Source organism: Pseudoalteromonas sp. S1609 (assembly GCF_005887255.1).
GTDB lineage: Bacteria > Pseudomonadota > Gammaproteobacteria > Enterobacterales > Alteromonadaceae > Pseudoalteromonas.
In genome coordinates, this window is sequence record NZ_PNDJ01000010.1 from 1 (window position 1) to 23134 (window position 23134).

16 protein-coding genes are annotated in these 23134 nt (G+C 40.4%); 7 read left to right on the forward strand and 9 right to left on the reverse strand.

Features of this window, described 5'->3' with window-relative positions:
• Window positions 1–196 precede the first annotated feature (196 nt).
• The 7 genes from CWB76_RS03535 (at window position 197) to CWB76_RS03565 (ending at window position 9038) form a co-directional block, all read left to right on the forward strand.
• Complete coding sequence (locus tag CWB76_RS03535) at window positions 197–3025, forward strand: TonB-dependent receptor plug domain-containing protein (protein ID WP_138605476.1); 2829 nt, start codon at window positions 197–199, stop codon at window positions 3023–3025.
• Window positions 3026–3167: 142 nt separating this feature from the next.
• On the forward strand, window positions 3168–5420 hold the full coding sequence (locus CWB76_RS03540) for a S9 family peptidase (RefSeq protein WP_138605478.1): 2253 nt from the start codon (window positions 3168–3170) through the stop codon (window positions 5418–5420).
• Window positions 5421–5737: 317 nt separating this feature from the next.
• Window positions 5738–6139 carry a DUF998 domain-containing protein gene (locus CWB76_RS03545; RefSeq protein WP_283235054.1) on the forward strand — a complete coding sequence of 134 codons (402 nt, stop codon included), beginning with the start codon at window positions 5738–5740 and terminating at the stop codon, window positions 6137–6139.
• A 114-nt stretch (window positions 6140–6253) separates the two neighbouring features.
• Window positions 6254–6463, forward strand: coding sequence for a hypothetical protein (locus tag CWB76_RS03550; RefSeq protein ID WP_138605480.1), 210 nt, complete (start codon window positions 6254–6256; stop codon window positions 6461–6463).
• Window positions 6464–6534: 71 nt separating this feature from the next.
• Window positions 6535–7086: a GNAT family N-acetyltransferase gene (locus CWB76_RS03555; protein WP_138605481.1), complete on the forward strand. Its 552-nt coding sequence runs from the start codon at window positions 6535–6537 to the stop codon at window positions 7084–7086.
• A 43-nt stretch (window positions 7087–7129) separates the two neighbouring features.
• The gene (locus CWB76_RS03560; RefSeq protein WP_054201353.1) at window positions 7130–7387 is read left to right on the forward strand and encodes a hypothetical protein; all 258 of its coding nucleotides are present in this window, start codon (window positions 7130–7132) and stop codon (window positions 7385–7387) included.
• A 178-nt stretch (window positions 7388–7565) separates the two neighbouring features.
• On the forward strand, window positions 7566–9038 hold the full coding sequence (locus CWB76_RS03565) for a S41 family peptidase (RefSeq protein WP_138605483.1): 1473 nt from the start codon (window positions 7566–7568) through the stop codon (window positions 9036–9038).
• A 51-nt stretch (window positions 9039–9089) separates the two neighbouring features.
• Here the strand turns inward: CWB76_RS03565 and CWB76_RS03570 are convergent, their stop codons facing one another.
• The 9 genes from CWB76_RS03570 to CWB76_RS03610 form a co-directional block, all read right to left on the reverse strand.
• A complete protein-coding gene (locus CWB76_RS03570) occupies window positions 9090–12035 on the reverse strand; it encodes a TonB-dependent receptor (RefSeq protein WP_138605485.1) in 2946 nt (981 codons plus the stop codon).
• A 74-nt stretch (window positions 12036–12109) separates the two neighbouring features.
• A complete protein-coding gene (locus tag CWB76_RS03575; protein ID WP_138605487.1) occupies window positions 12110–14764 on the reverse strand; it encodes a glycoside hydrolase family 16 protein in 2655 nt (884 codons plus the stop codon).
• Between the two features lie 270 nt (window positions 14765–15034).
• Window positions 15035–15823 carry a sterol desaturase family protein gene (locus CWB76_RS03580; RefSeq protein WP_138605489.1) on the reverse strand — a complete coding sequence of 263 codons (789 nt, stop codon included), beginning with the start codon at window positions 15821–15823 and terminating at the stop codon, window positions 15035–15037.
• On the reverse strand, window positions 15816–16460 hold the full coding sequence (locus tag CWB76_RS03585; RefSeq protein WP_138605491.1) for a CDP-alcohol phosphatidyltransferase family protein: 645 nt from the start codon (window positions 16458–16460) through the stop codon (window positions 15816–15818). The genes CWB76_RS03580 and CWB76_RS03585 overlap by 8 nt, the downstream gene beginning before the upstream one ends.
• Before the next feature lie 27 nt (window positions 16461–16487).
• A complete protein-coding gene (locus tag CWB76_RS03590; protein WP_138605493.1) occupies window positions 16488–17126 on the reverse strand; it encodes an ATP-binding cassette domain-containing protein in 639 nt (212 codons plus the stop codon).
• A gap of 22 nt (window positions 17127–17148) precedes the next feature.
• Window positions 17149–18903, reverse strand: coding sequence for an ABC transporter permease (locus CWB76_RS03595; protein WP_138605495.1), 1755 nt, complete (start codon window positions 18901–18903; stop codon window positions 17149–17151).
• Entirely contained in the window at window positions 18900–20177 is a 1278-nt protein-coding gene (locus CWB76_RS03600; protein ID WP_138605497.1) for an ABC transporter substrate-binding protein, read from the reverse strand. Before CWB76_RS03600 ends, CWB76_RS03595 begins: the two co-directional genes overlap by 4 nt.
• Complete coding sequence (locus CWB76_RS03605; protein WP_138605499.1) at window positions 20164–20970, reverse strand: DUF547 domain-containing protein; 807 nt, start codon at window positions 20968–20970, stop codon at window positions 20164–20166. The genes CWB76_RS03600 and CWB76_RS03605 overlap by 14 nt, the downstream gene beginning before the upstream one ends.
• Before the next feature lies 1 nt (window position 20971).
• Window positions 20972–23125 (reverse strand): dihydrolipoyl dehydrogenase family protein, encoded by a 2154-nt coding sequence (locus CWB76_RS03610; RefSeq protein ID WP_138605501.1) that lies wholly within the window; start codon window positions 23123–23125, stop codon window positions 20972–20974.
• Window positions 23126–23134: the final 9 nt, after the last annotated feature.

The window sequence follows — 23134 nt, forward strand, 5'->3', positions numbered from 1 at the left end:
TGCCACTTAATCTAAAAAGTCGCACTTAATATTCGAACCTAAGACTGATTATTAATTGATTTAAATTATCCAAAGAATTAAATATATTGTATACAATATATTTAATGTAATGTATGTTAATAGGAGTTGTTTTTAAGGTTAAAAAAATATTCAACTAATAAGAAATAAAATTAATAAGATATAAAGAGGGATAGAAATGGAAACTGAAGTACATAATAGAATCGAACCACGTAAAAAAATACTGGCATTAGCTATTGGCATGGTTTTAAGTACAGTTAGTTTCGGAGCTCTGGCTGCAGAGGCTGAATCTGAAGACACTGCAGAAAATGACGTTGAAGTCATAGAAGTTACAGGGTCTCGGATTAAGAGAACTGATTTTGAAGGGGCATCGCCAATTGTTACTATTTCAGCTGCCGATATTGCATTACAAGGCCATGCGAATGTTTTTGATGCACTCGACGCACTAGCACAAAATACGGGGATATTTGTAGGTGAAGAAAGCAGCAATAATTTTAATGCTAATGCTCAAGCGATAAACTTACGAGGCTTTGGAGCTGGCTATACATTAACCTTAGTTAATGGACGGCGGATCCCGATATTACCTAAGCCTTCTGGAGGTGTGGGTGGCAATATAGTAAATCTTGCTATGATTCCTACCGAGGCTGTGCAGCGTATTGAAATACTAAGTGGTGGAGCTTCAGCTATTTATGGTTCTGATGCCGTTGCAGGGGTCGTTAACGTTATTTTAAAAGATAACCTTGATTATAACAAAGTTACAATGCGTTATGGCGATACGAAAGATGGTGGAGGTAAAAGTAAGAAGTTGACGCTAAGTACTGGCGGTAAATTTGATAAATTGAGCTACACGGCTGTATTTGAACTTGACCAACGAGACCCTATTTATGGTGATGATAGAGATTGGTTTGATGAACCTACTGATGGGCCAAATGTAGACCGTCATGGCACCTCTCAAGTTATGAGTTACTGGGCTAGGTGGCAGCCAGATTCATTTATGATGATGGACTTATCAGGCCGATGTGAGCCGCTAGGTTATGAAGACGTTCAGCCTCCTGGGCGCTCTCATTTTGACCCAGATCCATATTACTGTGGTGATAATACTTATGGTACCAATACTATTCGTAACGAGCGTGATAAAAAGTCTGCATTTGTAAATCTTGAATATGAGACTGAGGATGGCCGATTATTTGCAACTTTACTTGGCACACAGTCAGAAGGTGATGCAGGCATTTATCGTTATAGTTTTGCTACTGATTACGATGTTCGTACCGATATAAATGACGGCAGTACTTGGCAAGGCAGTCGGCATGCTTGGCGTGCCTTCAGAAATTTTGAAGTACCCACGTCCAACCAGTCGTTTGAGGAACTTTCTTTAGTGGGTATTTTTGGTATTGAGGGAGTGATTGCCAACGACTTTGATTACTCTCTTACCTTGACTGCCAGCCAATATAATTATGAAGATTCTGTTATTCGTTTTGATGATCAAAAAATGCTCAGCCTACTTTTTGGTGAAAAAGGTGTTGATTGGGATCAACCGTGGGAAGGATCTCGATGGGCTGTCGTTAATGCTTCTCAACTCAATGATAATTTTGAACCCGCTGGTATTGATTTTTTTGGTGCGTTAACTCCCGATATGTTTAACGATGTGACACATAAATCTGTTGGTGACGGCGATTCCTATTTATATAGTTTAGCGTTTGATCTTACCGGTAGTGTAATGCAACTACCTGCCGGAGATTTACAATTTGCATTTGTTTCAGAATATATGAAAGAAGGCTATGAATTTGATACCGATCAAAAAACGGTGCAAGGCGATATATGGGGTTGGAGTGGTATTACAGGTGAAGGAGACCGTGACCATTATGCCCTAGGATTAGAGTTATCTATTCCGCTAGCTAGTAAAGACAGTAGCATAGGTGCGCTAGAAGGTATTCTTGCTGGTCGTTATGATTATTATGATGATGAGTCAGATGTCGGTGGTGCATTTACTTATCAAGTCGGTTTTACATGGAAACCGATCGAAGATTTAATGATCCGAAGCTCTTATTCAACATCATTTAGAGCACCTGATATGCATTATATGTATGCGGGGGAAAGTTCTTCATTTGCTAGCCCTACTGACTACCTGAAATGCGTGCAAAGTGAGGAACTCACTTCAGGACAAACTTGGTCAGGCTGTAGTGACAACTATGGTACATCAGGCGTTCGCCAAAACTCCCAAGGAGACTTGTCGCTTGAAGAAGAAACCGGAGATAGTTTGAACGTTGGTTTTGTGGCTAATATCACTGATAATTGGTCGATTACCGCAGATTACTATGAAATTAGTTTGGAGAAAAAAATAGGGAATTTAGGTGCTAGTACTGTATTGCGATATGAAGCTGAGTGTATTGTTGGCTTTAATGAGTCAGGACAAACGGTTGATAAAGATTCACCCCGATGTCAAGAAATGCTCAGTCGCGTATCTAGAGGCGGACCGCAGGGAGATACCATACTCTCAACGATCACTAGTCCGTTCAATACTGGTGAGCGCGAACAAAAAGGCATGGATATCTCATCTAAATTTAATTATGGCTTAGGTGATTTTGGTGCGATTTTCTTTAACATTGATTACACCCATATATTTGAAACGAATGAAAGGTTTTTACCTGAAGATGAGATAGAAGATATTAGGGATCTACAATGGAATAGAGAGTTTCGTACGCATACTACGGCCACATTAGGTTGGTATAATGATGATATTTCATTAACACTTTTTGCAAACCGCTTAGGTACATCTCCAGTAAGATGGTCTGATGACGAGAACGAACGCTACAGCGCTTGGACACGATACAATTTTAATATGAATTATCATGTTAATGATGACTTAGATATTAGTATGTCAATTGTTAATTTATTCGATAAAAAGCCGCATCAACATGAATCAGAAGAGTGGTGGCCTTTTGCTGATATTTCTAAATATAACGCGGTTGGCTTGGAGTACTTTGTTACAGCAAGTTATCGTTTTTAACGAGTTATAGCTTGATATCATTGTATATTTTTAATATTAAGCCAACACGTTAATTGTTGGCTTTTTATTATTAATTTGTCGAATAAAATAAATTTAATTTGAAACAACCTATGCTTATAACTTGATAGGTTTTGGAAAAATAATGAAAAAACTTCTCCTTGTTTTATCTACACTACTACTAATAAGTTGCCAAAATACGCCTTCGTTTTCGAAGAAAAGCAATACGCATATAGCTCAAGCCCGACAATATAGCGCTGAGAGCTTACGTAAAAAAGTACATAATCTACAGTTAACGCCTAATTGGCTTCAGGATAATGACAAACACTTTTGGTTTGAACGTTATTCTCTAGCACATGGACAGGAATTCGTTTTAGTATCAACAACCAATTTTCAAAAAAAAGCCTTGTTCAATAAGGCGAAGCTAGAACAAGCATTAGACACTGCAGAAGCTGTTATTTGGCATGATTCACCAATGGAGCGTGTTAGTTTGTCAAATGGTAAACTAAAATTTGACTTCAAAGGTGAAGAATTTTTATGTGATATTACGATTGCAGAATATGCATGCGAGTTGAATAAGCTTAAAACTTCTAGTCAAAAAGTACATATTGATTACTTGTCACCAGATGAGCAATATTATGCAAAAGTAGAAAACTATAATTTGTTTTTATGCGAAACTCTAACTCACTTTTGCAAACAGCTTACAACTGATGGTAGTGAAGCGACACCTTATGCTGTTGCCAACCCTTACCCTGAAGAAAAGTTATCAAATGAAGCTTTTGATGAGCAAAAGCGATTAGGTATTTACTGGTCAAAAGACAGTAAATACTTTATTAGTTATAAGCTTTTTAGACAAGGTGTTAACCAGTTAACATTAACGGATAGTGTTGCAGATAAAGATTTTAACGTTAATGCAGTTCGCTATTACTATCCTCAGGCTGGTGATGTTAAGTTACCAATGGGTCAGCTAGTTTTAGTTGATGTTGCTAGGCACAAAGCAAGCTTAATGACAGCACCTAAAATAATGCAGACTTATTATGGAACGGCAGTTTGGGGCCAATGGCATCATGGTGACTTTTACTATCAAGATCGTCGCCGTGGTAACCAGGAGCTATATTTACGTAAAGTTGTTGCTAAAGAGAACAAAGTCGTTTCAGTCATTAAAGAAATAGATGAAGAATTCATCGATCCTTGGGTACAAACCGCATACTACCTTGATAATTCAGAGCGGGTTATTTGGAGCTCACAACGCACAGGATATCAACACTTATATCTTTATGACTTAGCCACAGGCAAGTTAATAAACCCAATTACTAAAGGTGATTTCACAGTTAGGGTTATTCGCGCAGTCGATGAAGAAAATGGTGTGCTGTATTTTGAAGCGTCAGGTCGAGAGAGCAATAGAGATCCTTATTTAAGGCATCTCTACCGTGTAAATCTTGATGGTTCAAATCTCAAATTATTGACACCGGAGCCATTTGAGCATGATACGCGATTATCGCCGGATTTAAATTATATTATTGATAACTACTCTGATGCTAAGACCCCAACACAGTCTTGGTTAAGAGATGCGAATACAGGAGAGAAACTTGTTAAGCTTGATGAAGCACAAGTAAGTGAGTTGTTCCAGATTGGCTGGCAACCACCGGAGCCCTTTAAGGTGATAGCTGAAGATGGTGTTACTCCCTTGTATGGATTAATGTATAAACCGAGTGATTTCGATGAAAATCAAAAATACCCGATAATTGATGATACCTATACTGGGCCGCATAATTTTTTTACCCCCAAGTCGTTTGCTACTTTTATGAACCAGCGACCTGCGTTAGCGGAGTTAGGTGCTATTGTCATTAAAATGGATGGCCGAGGCACCAGCAAACGTGGTCGGGCTTTTCATCGGTTTAGTTATAAAAACTTAGCAGGTGGCACCGATGATCATGTTTGGGCAATTAAGCAACTGGCTAAAAGGCATCGCTTCATTGATATTGATCGAGTTGGTATTTTTGGTTTTAGTGCCGGAGGATATGATACAGTGCAAGCAATGCTTCGCCATGATGGTTTTTTTAAGGCAGGAGTAAGCGCTTCTGGAAATCATGATTTTAGAGTTGATAAAGCGGGTTGGAATGAGCTTTGGATGGGCTGGCCAATGACCGAACATTGGGAGCAGCAATCTAACTATACTAACGTTGAACGCCTCAAAGGTAAGTTGCTACTTGCACATGGAGAGCTAGATAGCAATGTTCACCCATCGGCAACGTTACGGTTAGTTGATAAGCTTATTAAGGCAAAGAAAGATTTTGATTTGTTAATTATGCCTAAGATGGGACATGTATTGGACGCCAATCCATATTTTGTTGAAAAACGCTGGCAATTTTTTATAGAGCATTTACAACTACAATAAAATTAGAAGCAAGTGGTAGTCCAACTGAAAAACTGTTGCCCTTAATTAATAATTACAGGGCAAAATCGTACTTTTACGATAATTTGATTAAAGTGAGCAGAATTAATCGTTAAAACTCATTGTGTATAGTGTCATTAACGTGCTGAAGTGAGGTTTTCATCTTATTTGGTTTCATTATAAAGAGGATGACTGTCGAATAAGAAAAGGTGATGTCGCTGAAAATTCATTTATTATCATAGGGTTATTTTTTAATGTTGCAAAATTACATCCCAAGAAAGCCTGCATAAGAGGAAAGCACAGAATGGCTGAGTGGGGTGATGAATTTAAGGCGGAGCTGGTATTTGGCGCAATTGGTTAATATTGCTGGTTGGTTAGTTATAGTGCATGGTATTAGTATCTGGGTTGCGGGTTATTTTCCTATGGATGCTGATCCATTTACTAAACATCCAACTTTTAGCTGCAAGGTACATTCTTGGGCTGGTTTTATTATGTTACTTTCGCTGGTTGTAGCACCAATATTAATAGCTATTAGTCCAACCACAGAAGTTATCTCTCTATACTTTCGTGCTTTTTCAATTGTTTCTGTTATCGCTACAGTTTATTGTCTGTTTGCTATGGCTAAAGCAATAAAACTACAAAGTAACCCTGGTACCTACCAACGTATCTCTTATGGTATTCAATTAAGTTGGTTAAGTGTTTTTTCAATAACATTAATTTAAAACAATCACTAGTGCCTATCATTTGTTTAAACGTTAGGCTTGTCAATCTAAGAAATACATCAGCATTGTGTTGATTTTAGCTCATTATTTGGGCTTATAAATCAAGGGAAACTTATGAATATAAACGTTATTAAATTCCGTTTTATTTTACTAAGAGGCCCATTAGGCTGGGGAATTCCTACAGCTATTTTATTTCAATTAATCATGCACCTTACAGGTGAGCAAGATTTTTTTGATGGAATCATTTCATCTTTAATCATATTTCCTTTAGTAGGCATATTATTTGGATACCTTATGTGGCATTCAAAACATAAAAAGAACTAAATAACTGAGAGACCTACCTTAATTACTTGGTTTTTATGAAAGTTTTTAGCTGTAATTACAAGGAGGTTTGAGTGAAAATTTGTGAAACCCAAAGATTGCTTATTCGGCAGTTTTCAATTGATGATGTGCCGGCATTAAGTAAAATTCTTAGTGACGATGAAGTGATGAAATACTCAATTCGTGGTGTGTGCGATGAAGCCGCAACTGGTGAATTTATAAAGTGGTGTTTACAATGCTACGATTCATATGATTTGGGCCCATGGGCACTAATAGATAAAAACAGCGATTTATTGATTGGATTTTGTGGTATTTCCCCACAAAGTGTTGCGGGTAACGAAGAGCCTAATTTAGGGTATCGATTAGCGGTCGATTTTTGGAATAAAGGCTTAGCCTGCGAAGCGGCTAAAAGTGTTTTAAAGTATGTGTTTACTCAAACTACTCATCAATCCGTTGTTGTTATTATTGAACCTGAGCATATTGCGTCATTGAGAGTAGCAAAGAAAATTGGCTTTACAGATTATAGCAATCATGAATTTCACGGTCGTGCCGTACAGTTATATCGATTAACAAAGGCGCAGTGGAATGAATGGACTTCTTTAGATGCTGCTTATGTAGCTACCTAAAGCTCAAGATAGTTAACGTTGGTTTGTTAAAAGGAAATTTTTAATGGATATAGATTCTCACATAGTTCAGCTTGAAAAAAATAACCGAAAGTTATTTAGTGCATCTCATTATTTGGGACTTACGATAGCGATGGCTGTTATTGTTTTGTTGTTAATGTTTTATTTCAGCCCATTGATAGGGCTTGCTTGTTCAGGTTTTGCTGCTTTCTTTTTAAACTTTTTCTATTCACAGTATAGCTTTAGAAAACTCAACGCCCGCATAACACTACTGCAAACCAAAATTGAACAAACGTCTAAGTAAGCTGTTGCTCTAAATTTAAAGCCAGTTCATTTTAAATCTTACTTATTGTTAGCTGCTTTTAATGTTGTTAAGTTACTGCTATAAAAATAATTTGCTGATACTTATTTGATTTAAGGTATTTTTAGTTCCACCAAATGAGTTTACAGTAATTATATAACCTAATTTAAAATGGATTTTCATGAACATAAAAACAAAAATAGTTAGCCATACTTTATTGAGTGCTTTATTAATTACGCCTACCTTGAGCATGGCAGAATTAGCAGTTACTCCTCAAACACCAGAGCAATGGCGCAGTGTTACTGATCGTGATATTGAAGCTGCTTACAGCATATCGGCAAAAAACCACCCCGGTATGTTTGATGTTAACAACCCAGTCTTTCCTGAGCTATTAAAGCAAGCAAAAGCAGAAGCACTTGCACTGTCTGCTAAAGCGAGCGGGCCGCAGGTTCATGTTGCGGCAATTGCGCGTTTTAGTACTGTGCTACAAGATGGTCATGCAGGTGTGTTTTCACGCGTTGAACGACCTGCTCGTCGTTGGCCTGGTTTTAGTGCCGTTTGGCGGGGTGATGCATTAAAAGTGTATTACAGTGAAACAGATAATATAAATAAAGGTGATGTGATAAGTGGATGCGATGGGCAAAGTACCGAGACGTTAATGCGACAAAGAGTGTTTAAATTTCATGGACAGGTTACACAACCTGGGCATTGGTGGCAGCAAGGTTGGCGGTTACTAATTGATGAGGGCAACCCATTTTTAACACCTCTAAAAGAATGTCAATTTATTAAAGCTAATGGGCAAGCTTACAGTAAAACCCTTGATTGGTCTGTTCGGCCAAAGAGTGTAAGTAAGCATTTAACACATGCTTATAATGGGGATGAGCTTACAACCGATTTAACTTGGCCTGCGCAAAACATAGCGTGGATTGCTATGCCCAGTTTTGCAAATAACGATAAGCAAACTCATGATTACAATAACCTGTATAAGAAAGTGGCGAGTCAACTTACTAAGTTACTCAGTGCAAAAACGGTGGTTTTAGATCTTCGTCATAACCAAGGTGGTTCGTCGTATTGGAGCTTAACGCTTGCAAAAGCGTTGTGGGGTGAGCAAATTGTTGAACAAAAAATGGATAACTACTCACAAAATAGCCGGGTTTGGTGGAGAGCGTCAAAAGACAATACCAACTATGTTAAATCGTTAATTGACGTGGTAAAAGATCAACCTGAAGTTCATGAACTGATTAAAGAAATAGCAGCAGGTATGGCGCAATCACTTGAAAATAATAAGCCATTTTACATTGAAGAGCTGCAAAATAAATCAAACCTAAGCGAAAGTACGCTACCAGTAAGTGACTTCAAAACACAGGTTCTTGTTATTGTGCCGCCACAGTGTGCAAGTGCGTGTCTTGACGCCATTGATGTATTTAAGCAATTTACAAATACTCAGCTATTTGGCGCGCCAAGTAGTGCTGACTCACTGTATATGGATGTTCGATTAGCCGAGTTACCCTCAGGGTTAGGTAAAGTGATAGTTCCTAATAAAGTGTATGTTAATAGAGCAAGAGGAAAGGGCGATTACTACAAACCTGATATTTCCTATAACGATATTGATTGGACAACCGATAAGCTATTAGAAAAAATTAAACTGTTATAAAAAAAGCCGCTTGTTGTAACAAGCGGCTTAACTTTCTAACTAGGGGATAATTTAAAACGTATAACGGGCGCCAATTGCGTAGCGTGGACCATACTGGCGAGCAAATAAGAACTGCTCTTCGTAACGGCCATACCCTTGCTCGGTTTCATTATTAAGGTTAATACCTTCAAAGAATACCGTCACATTTTCATTAACGTCATAATTTACGCTCATATCCCATTGGCCATATGATTTGGCGTATTGTGGTGGTGCATCAGCAGAGCCTTGCGCTTGGCCTACACCAATTAAATATGCATCACGCCAAGCGTAAGTTACTTTTACAGATAAACCTTCTTTTTCGTAAAACGCTTGGAAGTTAGCTGAATCACTTAATCCTGTTAATGGAGCTTGTTGGTCTAGGCTGTCTGTATCAAATTCAACATCGCCGTCAACAAACGTTGCATTTACACCAACCCCAAAGCCTGTCTCACCAATTAAGTGTTGTACTGCTACTTCAAAACCATCGACTGATTTACTATCGGTATTTTGTGGTTGGCTAATATTCCAAGTAATAAGTGGATCATTACTATTTGGTTCAATTTGGCCGTTTGCATTGCCATCACCATTAGCAAGCATTTGTGCAAAGATAGCATCGCTTGTTGCTTGATCACCACGAGCTTCAATATCACTAACCGCTTGTAAATAGCGTGGGCCATTTAAAATATCATGTAAGCCTTCAATGGTGGTTGGAGTAATGGTGGTTTGAATAAAGTTATCAACGTCCTTTTTAAAGTAACCTACTGATGCATAGCTGCCTTCTGAATAGTAATACTCTAATGATAGGTCGAGGTTTGTTGATTCAAATGGCAGTAATCCTGTATTACCTTGGCTACCTACTCGTGCCCCCGGTTTTGGACTGCCTGTAAGGCTACGACCACCGGCTAAATCGCCCAATGGCGCGCGCGACATAGTTTTACCCCATGATACGCGAGCAACTAAGTCATCGGTTACGTCAACACTTAGGTCGATTGATGGTAGTAAAATATCGTAACTTCCTTCTTGAACTAAGAAGTTGTCATCGCCGCCAGCTTCATATTGAGTGATCCACTCTGAAGCACTTATCCAATTTACTTGTTGCTCAACGCGTTGACGAACAGAGCTACTTACATCGGTTTCTTCATAACGAAGACCTGCATTTACTTTTATGTAGTAATTGCTAACTTCAAATTCCCAACGTGATTGAACATAAATACTGTTGGTAATTTCTTCAACAGCGCTTTGACTGTCAATACCATCAAGATAGGCATTAGGCGCATAGGCATTGCCACCGGTTACATCAGCAGTAAGGTATGCCATTTGTCTTGCTACAGCTTCATCAAAATCAAAGCTATAATAATAGTTAGGTTGTAAATTGTTACCACCACCAGCAAATTGGTCTAATAGTCCTGAAGTGTTATTAAGGGTAAACATACCATCAGGGAATATCTCGGTGTAAGAAGGGTTAAAACCAGGGCCGCCAACTAAGCCACTCCATGCTTCATAACCACCGGTATTTTGTTCTGTACGCGAACCACCAAACTTCACTTCAATTAAACCAATGTCAAAACTATCGTTTATCCATGTTGTATGTAATTGCAGCTGCTCAATATTTGATTCTCCAGGTGAATGAATAAACTGGCTAAAGTTTGAATCAATTTCACCAGGGCTTAATACGCTAGTACCGTTTTTCCAATTAACTTGCGCATGTGGAATTTCACCAGTGCGGTAATCATAAATTTTATTTACAAGCTGATCAGAACCTAAAATAACTTGCCCATCACTACCCAGACCTTTGTCTGCGCCGTTATCTGTCTCGTTTTTAGAGTCGTGGTAGTCAAGCTCAACTTGCCATGTTTCATTAATTTGCCAATCTAAATTTAAGCCAATAGAACGAGCCTTAACTTCAGTGGTATTTTTACTAGAGGTAAATGATGCATCGTTACCACTTATATCTGCATAAATAGCTGTGCCATTCTCGTCTAACTCGTAGCCGTTAATGTTACTACCAAAGTCGTTCCAAATACCCCAGCCGAGAGTTTCTGAGCCTGTTGTAGCCTCACTTGCTGTATAATCAAGGGTTGCTACAAAATTATCTGTGGGTGCAAATTGCAGTGTGATTTGCCCATTAGTACGCTCGCGTTGTAAATCTTCAATTGCGTAGTTCATGTCTTTCGCAAAAAAGTGATTACCTACACGATTTCCTTGCGCATCTACTGCGCGTGGATCAATAAAATCACTTTCAGCAAGAGTAGGTAGGTCTACATTTGCTTGCCAACCTTGAATATTGGCGCTTTGCTTTTGAAAGTCGCGTTCTTGATGCGAAAAAGAAAAACCAATACCAAACATTTCATCGCTAAAGGTATTACTATAAATAGCCGATACTTCCGGAGTTACATCGCTACCCGCTTCATTTGATGAATCATGAATAGCTTTAGCTGTTGCCGAAAAATGCTGACCAGGTCTTTGCAAAGGTCGAGTTGTTGAAATGTTAACCGTCGCACCTAAGCCACCACTGGGCACATCAGCACGGGCAGTTTTAAATACTTCTAAGGCACTAACACCTTCTGAGGCAATGTTTTCCAGATTATATGAGCGAGAGTTACCCGTTCCAGGCATTTGGCGACCGTTAAGTGTTACCAAATTAAATGAAGGGCCAAAACCACGTACGGTAATTTGGCTTCCTTCGCCGTTTGCACGACTCACCGATACACCTGTAATACGTTGCAGTGACTCTGCTAAGTTAGTATCAGGAAATTTACCCATTTCTTCAGCAGAAATAGCATCAACGACCCCCGATGCATCACGTTTCATATCCATAGAGCGGATAAGTGAACCGCGAATACCTTTAACTTGTATTACTTCGATTTCAGGTTCCACAGTATTTTGTTCTGCTGCATGAGCGATATTCAGCGTGCTTGCAGTGATGATAAGTGACACAGAAGCCGCTAATTGGCTTTTTTTAAACTTATTTGTGTTCATAATTGCTCTGCTTTTACTTAATTTATTACGGTAAGTAGGTACTTGTAATTCACTACCTACCACTGAATTAGGGATTACGGGTTAGCGATAATCACGTTGTCTATACGGTAAACAGCGCCTTCACCTGTCCCCCACGCTGGAAACATCATAAGTACATTGATATCGCTAATGTCTAAACCGGCAGCAAACAGTGACTGTAATGTAAATGTGTAGGTTTGCCATTGGCCATTAACGGGTACTTCCCCCTCAACGCTTTGTGAAAGAGGAAGTTCTACCGCTGTTGCTGCGCCTGTTGACTCAATTTTAAATGTCCATACAGCGTCAGGATTATTTGGCGGGGTTACCACTTTCATTTCAAACTGCACAACGCCATTAGCTAGTATTGCTGATGCATCGAAAGAGATACCGTCGTCGGCTAAAAAGCCCATTACCGTTGGCGCAGAGCCAATAACAAATTCAGCTACAGTACCGTGATCAGCATCGTCAATTTCTTCTGTTGGGGTAGAGCCGCCACAACAGTCCCAAATGCTCCACATATCTGCGGCAGTATTTTGGAAAATAGTGATTTCATCGCCTGCTGATGCACTAGGATCGTACATCTTAGCGTTATCAACACGGTAAACCGCACCTTCACCTGTGCCCCATGCTGGGAATATCATTACTACGTCAATGGCACTTACATCTAAACCTGCGCCTGCTAAGTCAGCGAATGTAAAGGTGTAAGTTTTCCACTCACCTACAATAGGTGCATCGCCAGCATCTGTTAATGGTAATTCTACCGCGGTATCACCCTCATTAGATTCTATTTTCATTAACCAAGTGGCATCTGGGTTATTTGGGTTTGACATCACTTTCACATCAAACTGTAGTAAACCATTTTCTAAAATGCTGGTTGCATCAAATGGAGTACCGCTACCACCAGCAGATGAACGAGTATTAAAGCCCATTACAGTGGGGGCTTCGCCAATAGTGAATTCTGCGGTTAAGCCGTGTTCTGCATCGTCCATAACTTCTGTTGGAGTAGAGCCGCCACAACAATCCCACATCGGCCAATCTAAGTTTTGTCCATCTGTAAATAAGTCTACTGATGGTGATTCACCTACATCGCCCTCAATAGCCACGTTGGTAATTAAATATTCAGCGCCTTCGCCAGTTTGCCATGCTGGGAATACCATTAATACATCAATGGCACTTAAATCTAAGCCTCTTTCTTGTAGTAGAGAAAGCGGAAATGTATAGGTTTGCCATTGGCCTGTAACCGGTGTTACGCCTTCAACACTATCGCTAAGCGCTACATCGCCTGTATTAGGTCCGTCATCACCCGCTTCGGCTTTTAATAGCCAAGTTGTCGAAGATGTTGGCGGCGTTACTACTTTCATATCAAAAGTTAATCGACCATTTAGATCAAGAAGGAGTGATGCGTCAAATGGAGATGAGGTGCCGGTAAAATCATCTGGGAAGTGACCACCACGAGTTGAAAAACCTAAAACAGTACCGTTATTATCGTTAATGTTAAACTTAATAGCGTCACCTTTTTCAGCATCGGTTATAGTTTCTGGTGTGGTTCCACCACAACAATCCCATGCGATCCAGTTGGCGTTTAATGTGCCATTGAATATATCAAGGTTTCTTGCAACGCCATCACTTGGTGGAGTAGGTACAGGGGCTTTACCTTCAACAAGTGCATCATCTAGGCTATCGTAACCTGGGCGCACAGTTTCACAACCTTTACCTGTGTCAGTATTTGCAGCGCATTGATAAACCCGTACGTAATCAACCTCAAAGCTTTGACCTTCTGCAAATGCTGCAGCGTCAACACCTAAGTTGTTTACATTTTCAGGCCAGTCACCACCAACGGCGTTATTTAAAATAAGGTAAAAATCTTTATCAAATGGGGCATTATCCCAGTGAGTGGTAAGTTCGCCATTACCTTGTTCAAAGTATTCAGCAAACCAGCCTTTATGTTTAAGGCCAACAGCCTCATCTTTAGAGTTGTAACGAACTTCAGAGCGACGTTGTGTGGCATATAAGTAGCCATCTACGTACCAGCGAATTTCGCCTTCTTGCCATTCAATAGCGTAGGTGTGGAAGTCATCTGCGGGATTCATTCCCCCAGGCAGAGTATAAGCTTTGCCTGAGCTTGAGTTATTTGGCCACTCGCGACCATAGTGAAGTGTGCCATGAATATTTGCTTCAACGGTGCCATCTTCAGCGACTGTTTTTAAATTTACCGCTTCTAAAATATCAATTTCGCCAGAGCGCGGCCAAGTGCCATATACTTCGTCGGTTGGCATCATCCAAAATGCAGGCCAGCTACCTTGACCTGACGGTAGTTTTGCACGCATTTCAAAGCGACCATAAGTAAAGTCAGCGTTGTAACGGGTATTTAAACGGGCTGACGTGTATGGTTTTTCTGCACCTTCTTCAGCAGGTAGGGCGACTATATTTAGTACACCGTCTTTAATAAAGGCATTTTGTTCACTGTCGGTGTAACATTGTTTTTCGTTATTACCACCGCCGGCGCAGTTTAATTCAAAGTTCCACTTATTTGTATCAATGCTTGTGCCATCAAATTCATCACTCCAAACCATTTGCCAATCTGAAACTGGCTGGGCAGGATCTACTTTTTCAAAATTGGATGTTGTCGCAGCATCGCCGCCACAGCCAGCCAAAGACGCTAATGATATAGCAGCCAAAAGGCGAGTAATGCGTGTTGTTTCAATGTTCATAACTGAACCCCGTTCAACTGATTATTGTCAGAATATAGTGTATTTGTTGATTTTGTCATTTTGTAAGCGCTTACATTTTTATGTGTGGTAAATGTAAGCGCTTACAAATGATATGGGGGATTTCAAATTTGGTCAAGAATTTGTTTATTTAATTTACAATTGGTTTACTTTAAATAAGCTGCTTTTGTTAATGTAGCAGCTCAAAAGCTTAGATAATGTAACAAACTAAGCTGAAATAGGCCCATTTCTCTGCTTAGTTTAGGCTAGTTGCTACTTTTTAAATGGTAACGTTAACAAATACCACAAGGACGCGTTTTGTTTTGGGTCGGGATATTGGACTAAGCCGATGTTTAGTTTATTATCTGATAATGTGGCGCTGGTTTTGTAGCTGCCAAAAAGTCTATCCCACCAAGTTACGCTAAAGCCAAAGTTACTATTTGTTTCTTCGGGATTTTGGCTATGATGAATACGATGCAGTATTTGAGTCATTAAGATAAGCCGAAGTGGTTTTTCTATTGCATTGTGTAAACGTATATTGGCGTGGTTAAATAGCGCTAATCCATTAAGTGCAATTTCAAATATTAATACTGCAATAGCAGGTACACCCAAAGCGGTAACGGCAATCAATTTTATAAGTATGCTGAGTACAATTTCGATAGGGTGAAAACGCAAACCTGTGCTGGTATCTACATGCGCATCGGCGTGGTGCACACGATGCAAACGCCACAAAATTGGCACGTTATGAAATAACCTATGCTGCCAATATATAAGTATATCAAGCAGTAGCATGCTTAAAATAATAGCAACACTACTTGGTGTGGCTATTTGATTAAATAAACCGATACCGTGCTCTTGGTTATAAAGCGCTACGGCAGTTAAGCCTATGGGTACACTTAAGCGAGCAATTAGTGATGAAGCAAACACCAGTCCAAAATTAGCGAACCATCGGGTGTTACTTTTTATAGGCGATTTACGCGCAGGCATACGCGATTCTAGCAGCATCATAATAACCAAAATGCTAAAAAAGAACCCTAAACGCCACCAAATTTCATTACTCATTGGCTTGTGTAACCTCATCAGCTTCTTGGAGTTTTAACGTGTTATATCCTCCATGTATACGTGTAAAAATAGTAATAGCGCACGCAGTGGCAAAAATACTCGCCATTATGGCAAAGTGCTGCGGCCAAATACAAAAGGCAATAAATAGCGCTATGGTTTCTGTGCCTTCGGTTAAACCATTTAAATAGTAAAAACTTTTGTATTTAAACTGGGGTTTTTCGAGCTTAAATTTTTCGGCGGCTATGGCAAAGGCTAAAAAGCTTGAGCCTGTGCCTATAAAGGTGGCCAGTAATACGCTACCTGCAATGGCGTTTTGCTCGGGGTTTACCAAAATAAAGCCAAGCGGAATTGCCGCGTAAAATAAAAAATCGAGGGTAATATCTAAAAAACCGCCAGCGCTTGAACTTAAATTTGCATGGCGTGCCAATGCGCCATCTAGCCCATCTAAAATACGATTTAAAGCAATAGCCGTTAACGCTGCGTACCACATTTCATACGCAATTAATGGCACTGCTAATAGCCCTATTAAAAAGCCTGCCACAGTAAGTTGGTCGGGCGTTATGCCGCGCTTGTGCATTAACGCTACAACGGGGGTTAACAGTGGCTTTATTATTGGGGTGATGTATTTGTCTAACATGCTTGGTGCCTTGTACTTTTTGTGCGTTTATTTGGCTAAATTTAAGGTGTTCAGTTTGCCGTTTGCGGCCTCTGCATCGCTATGATCGTGGGTTACCATAATAGCGGGCAATTTATGCTCGCGTATTTGGCTAAATACTAGCTCGCGCGTATCTACTCTTAATTGGGTGTCGAGCTTGCTAAAGGGCTCATCAAGTAAAATAGCTTTTGGCTCGCTTAATAGCATACGCAATAAAGCAACGCGGGCTTGTTGTCCACCAGAGAGGTTGTCGGGGTGGCGATTAGCCATGCCTTTTAATCCTACCTGTTCAAGGGCGTGCTCTATTTTTTCAAGGCGCCGTTTTTTATTGCCTTTAGGCATAGCAAAGGCAATGTTACCGCTTACCGATAAATGCGAAAATAATAACGCATCTTGATAAAGCACGCCTATGTGGCGTAAATGTGCGGGTAAGTTATTAATGTTTTTACCGTTAAGCCACACTTCGCCGTTTGCGCTAAAACCACTGGGTAATGTACCCGTAAGCCAATTTAAAAAGCTTGATTTACCACTGCCTGATGGCCCCATAATAGTGAGTATTTCGCCGCCTTTTACCTGCTCGTTTAAGCTTAGTAATTGCTCGTGTTGACGATAAAGCTCACAATTTTTAATCTCTAAAGATGACTGCATTAAAAACCTTTTAATTTATGGGTTAGCGATGTGCGCTTTTAAAAAAGTACTTAGGTAAAACCCACGCCAGTATAAAGCCAATGAGTGGTAATGCCATTTGCATAATGGCATACACTGCACTGGTGCGCCTACTTGCGCCATTAGCAAGGGTGACCGCTTCGGTTGTTATGGTTGCTATGCGCCCGCCACCGGCTAAAAGTGTAGGCAAATATTGGCCAAAGCTAATGGCCAAACCAAGTGCGGCCGCAATTAAAATAGGGGCAAATAACTGGGGTAATTTTACTTGTAAAAACACTTTGCAGGGTGTTGCGCCAAGGCTTGCTGCTACATGAGCAAAACGAGGGTCTAATCGCCTATAACTGCTCGCAAGCGATAAAAACACATACGGCAGTACAAACAATAAATGGGTAAATACCACATTAAAAAACGCGGCCTGGTTATTTACTAATTGTTGCAGCCACACTAGGCCAAATAAAAACGCAATACTTGGTACAAGCAACGGTAAATAAATAATTAAGCTGGTAAAGCGCGACATGGGTTTTGCACTTAACTGCTCTGACTCTAAGCACAAAAGGGTAATAATAATGGCAAATAACGTAGTAACTAGCCCTATAGCAAGGGTATTATAAAGCGGGCTTTGCATTTGCATTAGCGCACTTTTAAAGTGAAGTAGCGTGAGCTGATCGGGCAATGCCGCCGGAAAACGCCAAAATCCGGCAACCGACCACATAATTAAGCCAATTAACGAGAGCAAAATAAAGCCAATTACAAATACTGTTAATGCGGTCGTTATTTTTTGCCAATAAACACCGCCATATTCTCGCTCGCCATTGGTTAGTAAATCACTAAATAATGCTTTTATAGTTTTTTCGCCGCCAAGCCAAAGAGCTAGTAACCCCCCAGTAAGTACAAGCTGCAATAATGCCCCCGCAGAGGCTTTAATACGCAGGTTTAAATCTACGTCGTTAAACCAATGCATAATGGCTACAGCCAATGTGGGTGGAGTATTTGGCCCCAAAATAAGTGGCATTTCTACACTTGCGCTGGCATAAGCCAATACGGCTAAAATCGGTAGGCGCAGTAATGGGTAAAGGCTTGGCAGAATCACTTTAAAAAAAGCAGTCATAGGGCAGTAGCCTAAATTAAGCGCTACTTTATGTTGTTGGCGCAGTTTTTTGCCAAGCTCAGGTTGGGCAAGCACACCTAGCGCCATTAACAGTAAAAAAGGCAGCTCTTTAAGGGTTAAGCCTAAAATTATACTTATACCAAACGCGTCATGCGGAAACATGCCGTTAGGGGCAAGTTCCCATCCACTAAACCAAGGCGATACTAAACGCGAGATCATACCCGAAGGAGCAATTAAAAAACCAACGGCTATAGCGGCTGCTGCGTGGGGGATTACGAGTATGGGACTTAGTAAACGCTGAATACGGTTAAGCCAAGGGCTATTAAAAAATGCCGCTAAAATCATTAACGTAATGATAAAGGCAAGTAAGGTGCTTATTAATCCGCTGCTAACACTTAGCATAACCATGTGTGTTAGGCCGGGTGTTTGCACAAGCATAGTAAAGCCATGTAGGCCAAGTGTTGTATGCTCAAGTACTGGTGCATAACCAAAAGCGGGCAATAGCACGCTAATTAGGCCACCTATTACCGGTAAAATTAGCAATGCCAGTAAAAAATGTGGGCTTAATTTAACTAATTTAGTAAACATATCGGCGCTTTTGTGTGGTTTAAGTGTTGAGCTCGCTGCTAACTTATTTGAAACAACACTCATTGGCTTACTCCAAAACGCGCTTGCCAACCTTGCATAATAGCGTTTACCCAGCTTGGGTGTGGCTCGCTAAGCGTGCGTTTAATGCTATTTAAGGGTAATGCGCTTGGATGCGGTTCCACCGTTTTAAACAAGGCTTGCTGCTTTTGGCTCAATGTAGATTGAATCAATACGCTTTTATCCCCCCAAACTGAAGGTTTTTGCTTATGTGCTTGCGCCTTTGGACTTAATAAAAAATTAGCCACTAATTGCGCACTTTGTGCATGGCTTGCATTATAAGGTATGGCTACAAAGTGGGTGTTACTTAAACTGCCATCTTGCATAGCATAACTGCGAATACTTTTTGGTAAATCATAACGTTTAACGGCGGCGGGTACTTCGGGCGCTGAAAACGTAAACGCTATGCTTAGCTCGGTGTCGCCTACTAAGCGGCGCATTTGTGCACCACCTTGCATAAAGTGTTTACCGCCGCGCCAAAGTGTTGGGTGCAGCTTATTTAAAAAGTTCCATAACGGGTTTAATATTTGAGCTGTGTTTTGTGCAGTAGCTGGCTGATTTAACTGCGCTTTAAGTGAGTCATCGCTTTGTTGATGTAGCATAACAAGCGCGTATTTTAAAAAGCTCATTCCTAAAAAATCAGGTGGCTTTGGGTAACTAAAGCGCCCTGGGTTTTGTGCGCTCCAGCTAAGTAATTGGTTTAGAGTTGTTGGTAGTGTGTTATTTGCAGTGCCATCTATTGCTAAGCTGTCGTAGTAAAAGGTGAGCGATGCTTGACCCCAAGGGGCTTCCATTCCATTAGTGGGTATTCCAAAATCAAAATTAACCGCAGGGTTATTGCTAGGGTCGGTATAGCTAAAGTTAGGCAGCTTATTAGCCCATTGTTTAAGTAATAATGAGTGCTCGCTCATGGTGGCAAAGTTAGCACCGTTTATCCAAATTAAATCTACGCTGCCTTTATCGTTATTGTTTGCTGATTTTTCAGCGAGTACGCGGCTAACGGCCTCGCTGGTGTTGCTAAGCTTTACATGCACTAACTCAATGTTATATTTAGCTTTTACTTGCTCAGCCGCCCACTGAATATAGGCATTTATTTGCGCATCACCGCCCCAAGCATAAAAATATACGCTTTGGTCTTTACCTAACTTTTCAACTTGCTGCCAACGGCTTTGTAATTGTGTACTTGCTAGGCTTTTAAAACTAATAACAAGGCAAATGCAAAAGGCGACACAGAATAAGCTGTATCGCGATAATGTTTGCCAAAATTTATTGGCGAGCATTTAAATCCCAGTTGTAGTCTAAAAACTTAACTTTCATGTTGTTATTTTTAAGTGCTTTTTGCTGAGCGGGTGTGAGCTTGAGTGCTTTAGGGTATTGCATAAAAAACTGCTGTAGCGTATTTGCGCCTTTAAAGCCTTGTTCAAAATCATCGCCGTACCACTTAAATATTGAAGACATACTTAGCGTGTTATCTTGCGCTATATTTCGAGTCATATCAGATAAAAAACGCACCGTTTGATCTTGCAATTGGCTTTCTAAATCAGTGGCTGTGTAGGCTTCTTCACGTAGCGCAGGGCAGCCAATACTTGCGCAATTTACAGCAAAGTGAATACGTGGGTCGTTGTATTTACCACTGCCACGTATTAAACCATGCTCTATATCATCAAGGCTGCGAGTTTTATCAAGTAATGGCACAAACTCTTTGCTCCACGGTGAGCTAAAAAAACTGCCTAAATCTTTAATTGATTTAAGGTTTGGGTATTTTGTTAATATTAGCTCAACAGTAAAGGCGTTATATGCGTTAATTAAAAACGCCAACTGCTTAGGTTTTTCCCACGTATCAAACTCATTTTGCGTAACAGCCGATAACGAATCTAAATAGCTTTTAAGCTCGCTGTGCTTAGCTTTTATTGCTGCGTAATCAACCTCTGTGCTGTGGCCATTATTAATAGCTACAACATGGTTGTTTAATAATGTATTCCAGCTGTCGTGCATGTTTTGAGCTTTGCTTGCAAACGATGTTGCAAGCAAAGCAGACCCTAACAATAGCGCTTTTAAAGGTGTTTTAAACATATTAGCCTCTGCGCCATGCGTGGTATTTTTCAAGCATGTTAAGTACTTTTTCTGGTGCATGAGCGCGTTTCCACTCGCCTGCTGCGTACTTGTTACCTTCAGCCCACGTAGGGTAGCTATGAATTGTACCTAGTATTTTGTTAAGGCCTAAACCGTGTTTCATTGCCAGTACAAACTCAGCTATTAAATCGCCAGCGTGCTCAGATACCACTGTAACACCGAGTATTTTGTCTTTGCCTTTAGGGGTAATTACTTTTATAAAGCCTTTGGTTGCGCTGTCGGTAATGGCGCGGTCTAGCTCTTCAAATTCAAAGCGAGTGATTTCATAATCTATGCCTTTATCAATAGCGTCTTGCTCGTTTAAGCCAACACGTGCTACTTCAGGGTCAATAAATGTGGTCCACGGAATGACACGGTAATCTACTTTAAACTTTTTAAGATTACCAAATAAGCCATTTACTGCTGCGTACCAACCCTGATGAGCGGCTACGTGCGTAAACTGATACGGCCCTACAATATCGCCCGCGGCAAAAATGTTAGGGTAAAGCGTTTCAAGGTATTCGTTAGTAACTACAGTGCGGTTAGTTTCTATGCCAAGTTCTTCAAGGCCGTAACCTTTAAGGCGAGCGCTTCGGCCAACAGCACATAGTAGTTCATCGTATTCAATATCGATTTCGGTATCGTTATGTTTTACCACAATGAATTTTTTACCGTCGCGCGCTTCACAGCGTAGTGCCTGATGCGAGGTTAAAATGTTTACGCCACTTTCTGTCAGCGCTTCGTGAGCAAAGGTAGACACTTCTAAGTCTTCTTTGATCATAATGCGTTCAGCCATTTCAATTTGCGAAACATTTGAGCCTAAGCGTGCAAAACTTTGTGCAAGTTCACACCCAATTGGACCACCGCCAAGTACAACAAGCTTTTTAGGGGCTTCTTCAAGCTCAGCAAATTTAGTCCATAATGTATCGCTTGTTACATAGCCTGTTTCTTCAATACCAGGTAATGGCGGTACAAATGGGCGTGCACCAGTGGCAATAACAATAGTACGGGCTGTGAGTGTTTGCGTGCCGCCATCGTTAAGTTTAATTTCTACAGTCCACGGGTCTAATAATTTACCGTAGCCTTTTACAACATCTACACCAAGGTTTGTGTAGCGCTCAACGCTATCGTGCGTGGCGATGTCGGCAATTACTTTATGTACACGTGCCATTACTTTTTTAAACGAAAACTGCGGTGCCATGTTTTCTAAGCCGTAGTGTTCACCGTGGCGAATTTGCTCAGCAATTTTAGCGCTTTTAATAACGGCTTTACTTGGCACACACCCGTAGTTTAAACAGTCGCCACCCATTTCGCCGGCTTCAATTAGGGTTACTTTGGCTTTAACTGCTGCTGCAATGTAGCTTGTCACTAAGCCGCCAGCACCTGCGCCAATAACAATCATGTTACGGTCAAATGTTTTGGGTTTAGTGTAGTTTTTATAAACACGGCGCTTTTTTATTGCATTTATTAGGCTTTTTGCAATTAACGGGAATAACCCTAATAACGCAAACGATAAAATTAAATCCAGCGATAAAATGCCAGATAAGCTCTCTATTTGCGCAAGTTGCGTACCTGCGTTTACAAATACAAAGGTACCCGCCAGCATGCCTACTTGGCTTACCCAGTAAAAAGTCCATGACTTAATAGCGGTTAAACCCATTAATAAATTAATTAAAAAGAACGGAAAAACAGGCACTAAGCGCAGCGTAAATAAGTAAAATGCGCCTTCTTTTTCAACCCCAGTATCTATAGCGGCTAAACGTTCAGGAAAGCGTTTTTTTATGGTATCGCGCAATAAATAACGTGACACTAAAAATGCCAACGTAGCACCAATGCTTGAGGCAAACGAGGCAACTAATAGACCTTGCGCCAAACCAAATAATGCACCTGCGGCTAGCGTTAAAATAGCTGCACCGGGCAGTGATAGCGCGGTAACTAATATATAAAGTAAAAAGAACCCTCCGATCACCAAAAACGGTGATTGGGCTTTGTACTGATCAAATTGCGCCATCGACCCTTTTAGCCCGTCAAGGGTAAGAAGCTGGTTTAGGTCATAAAAAAAGAATAAGCCGACACCTATCGCCGCCAGTAATAACAAACTTAATTTTTTTAACATGCTATCTCT

Excerpts from the sequence above, each read along its gene's own strand:
- CWB76_RS03535 (WP_138605476.1), top strand. The coding sequence starts at position 197 with ATGGAAACTGAAGTACATAATAGAATCGAACCACGTAAAAAAATACTG.
- CWB76_RS03540 (WP_138605478.1), top strand. The coding sequence starts at position 3,168 with ATGAAAAAACTTCTCCTTGTTTTATCTACACTACTACTAATAAGTTGC.
- CWB76_RS03545 (WP_283235054.1), top strand. The coding sequence starts at position 5,738 with ATGAATTTAAGGCGGAGCTGGTATTTGGCGCAATTGGTTAATATTGCT.
- CWB76_RS03550 (WP_138605480.1), top strand. The coding sequence starts at position 6,254 with ATGAATATAAACGTTATTAAATTCCGTTTTATTTTACTAAGAGGCCCA.
- CWB76_RS03560 (WP_054201353.1), top strand. The coding sequence starts at position 7,130 with ATGGATATAGATTCTCACATAGTTCAGCTTGAAAAAAATAACCGAAAG.
- CWB76_RS03565 (WP_138605483.1), top strand. The coding sequence starts at position 7,566 with ATGAACATAAAAACAAAAATAGTTAGCCATACTTTATTGAGTGCTTTA.
- CWB76_RS03570 (WP_138605485.1), bottom strand. The coding sequence starts at position 12,035 with ATGAACACAAATAAGTTTAAAAAAAGCCAATTAGCGGCTTCTGTGTCA.
- CWB76_RS03575 (WP_138605487.1), bottom strand. The coding sequence starts at position 14,764 with ATGAACATTGAAACAACACGCATTACTCGCCTTTTGGCTGCTATATCA.
- CWB76_RS03580 (WP_138605489.1), bottom strand. The coding sequence starts at position 15,823 with ATGAGTAATGAAATTTGGTGGCGTTTAGGGTTCTTTTTTAGCATTTTG.
- CWB76_RS03585 (WP_138605491.1), bottom strand. The coding sequence starts at position 16,460 with ATGTTAGACAAATACATCACCCCAATAATAAAGCCACTGTTAACCCCC.
- CWB76_RS03590 (WP_138605493.1), bottom strand. The coding sequence starts at position 17,126 with ATGCAGTCATCTTTAGAGATTAAAAATTGTGAGCTTTATCGTCAACAC.
- CWB76_RS03595 (WP_138605495.1), bottom strand. The coding sequence starts at position 18,903 with ATGAGTGTTGTTTCAAATAAGTTAGCAGCGAGCTCAACACTTAAACCA.
- CWB76_RS03600 (WP_138605497.1), bottom strand. The coding sequence starts at position 20,177 with ATGCTCGCCAATAAATTTTGGCAAACATTATCGCGATACAGCTTATTC.
- CWB76_RS03605 (WP_138605499.1), bottom strand. The coding sequence starts at position 20,970 with ATGTTTAAAACACCTTTAAAAGCGCTATTGTTAGGGTCTGCTTTGCTT.
- CWB76_RS03610 (WP_138605501.1), bottom strand. The coding sequence starts at position 23,125 with ATGTTAAAAAAATTAAGTTTGTTATTACTGGCGGCGATAGGTGTCGGC.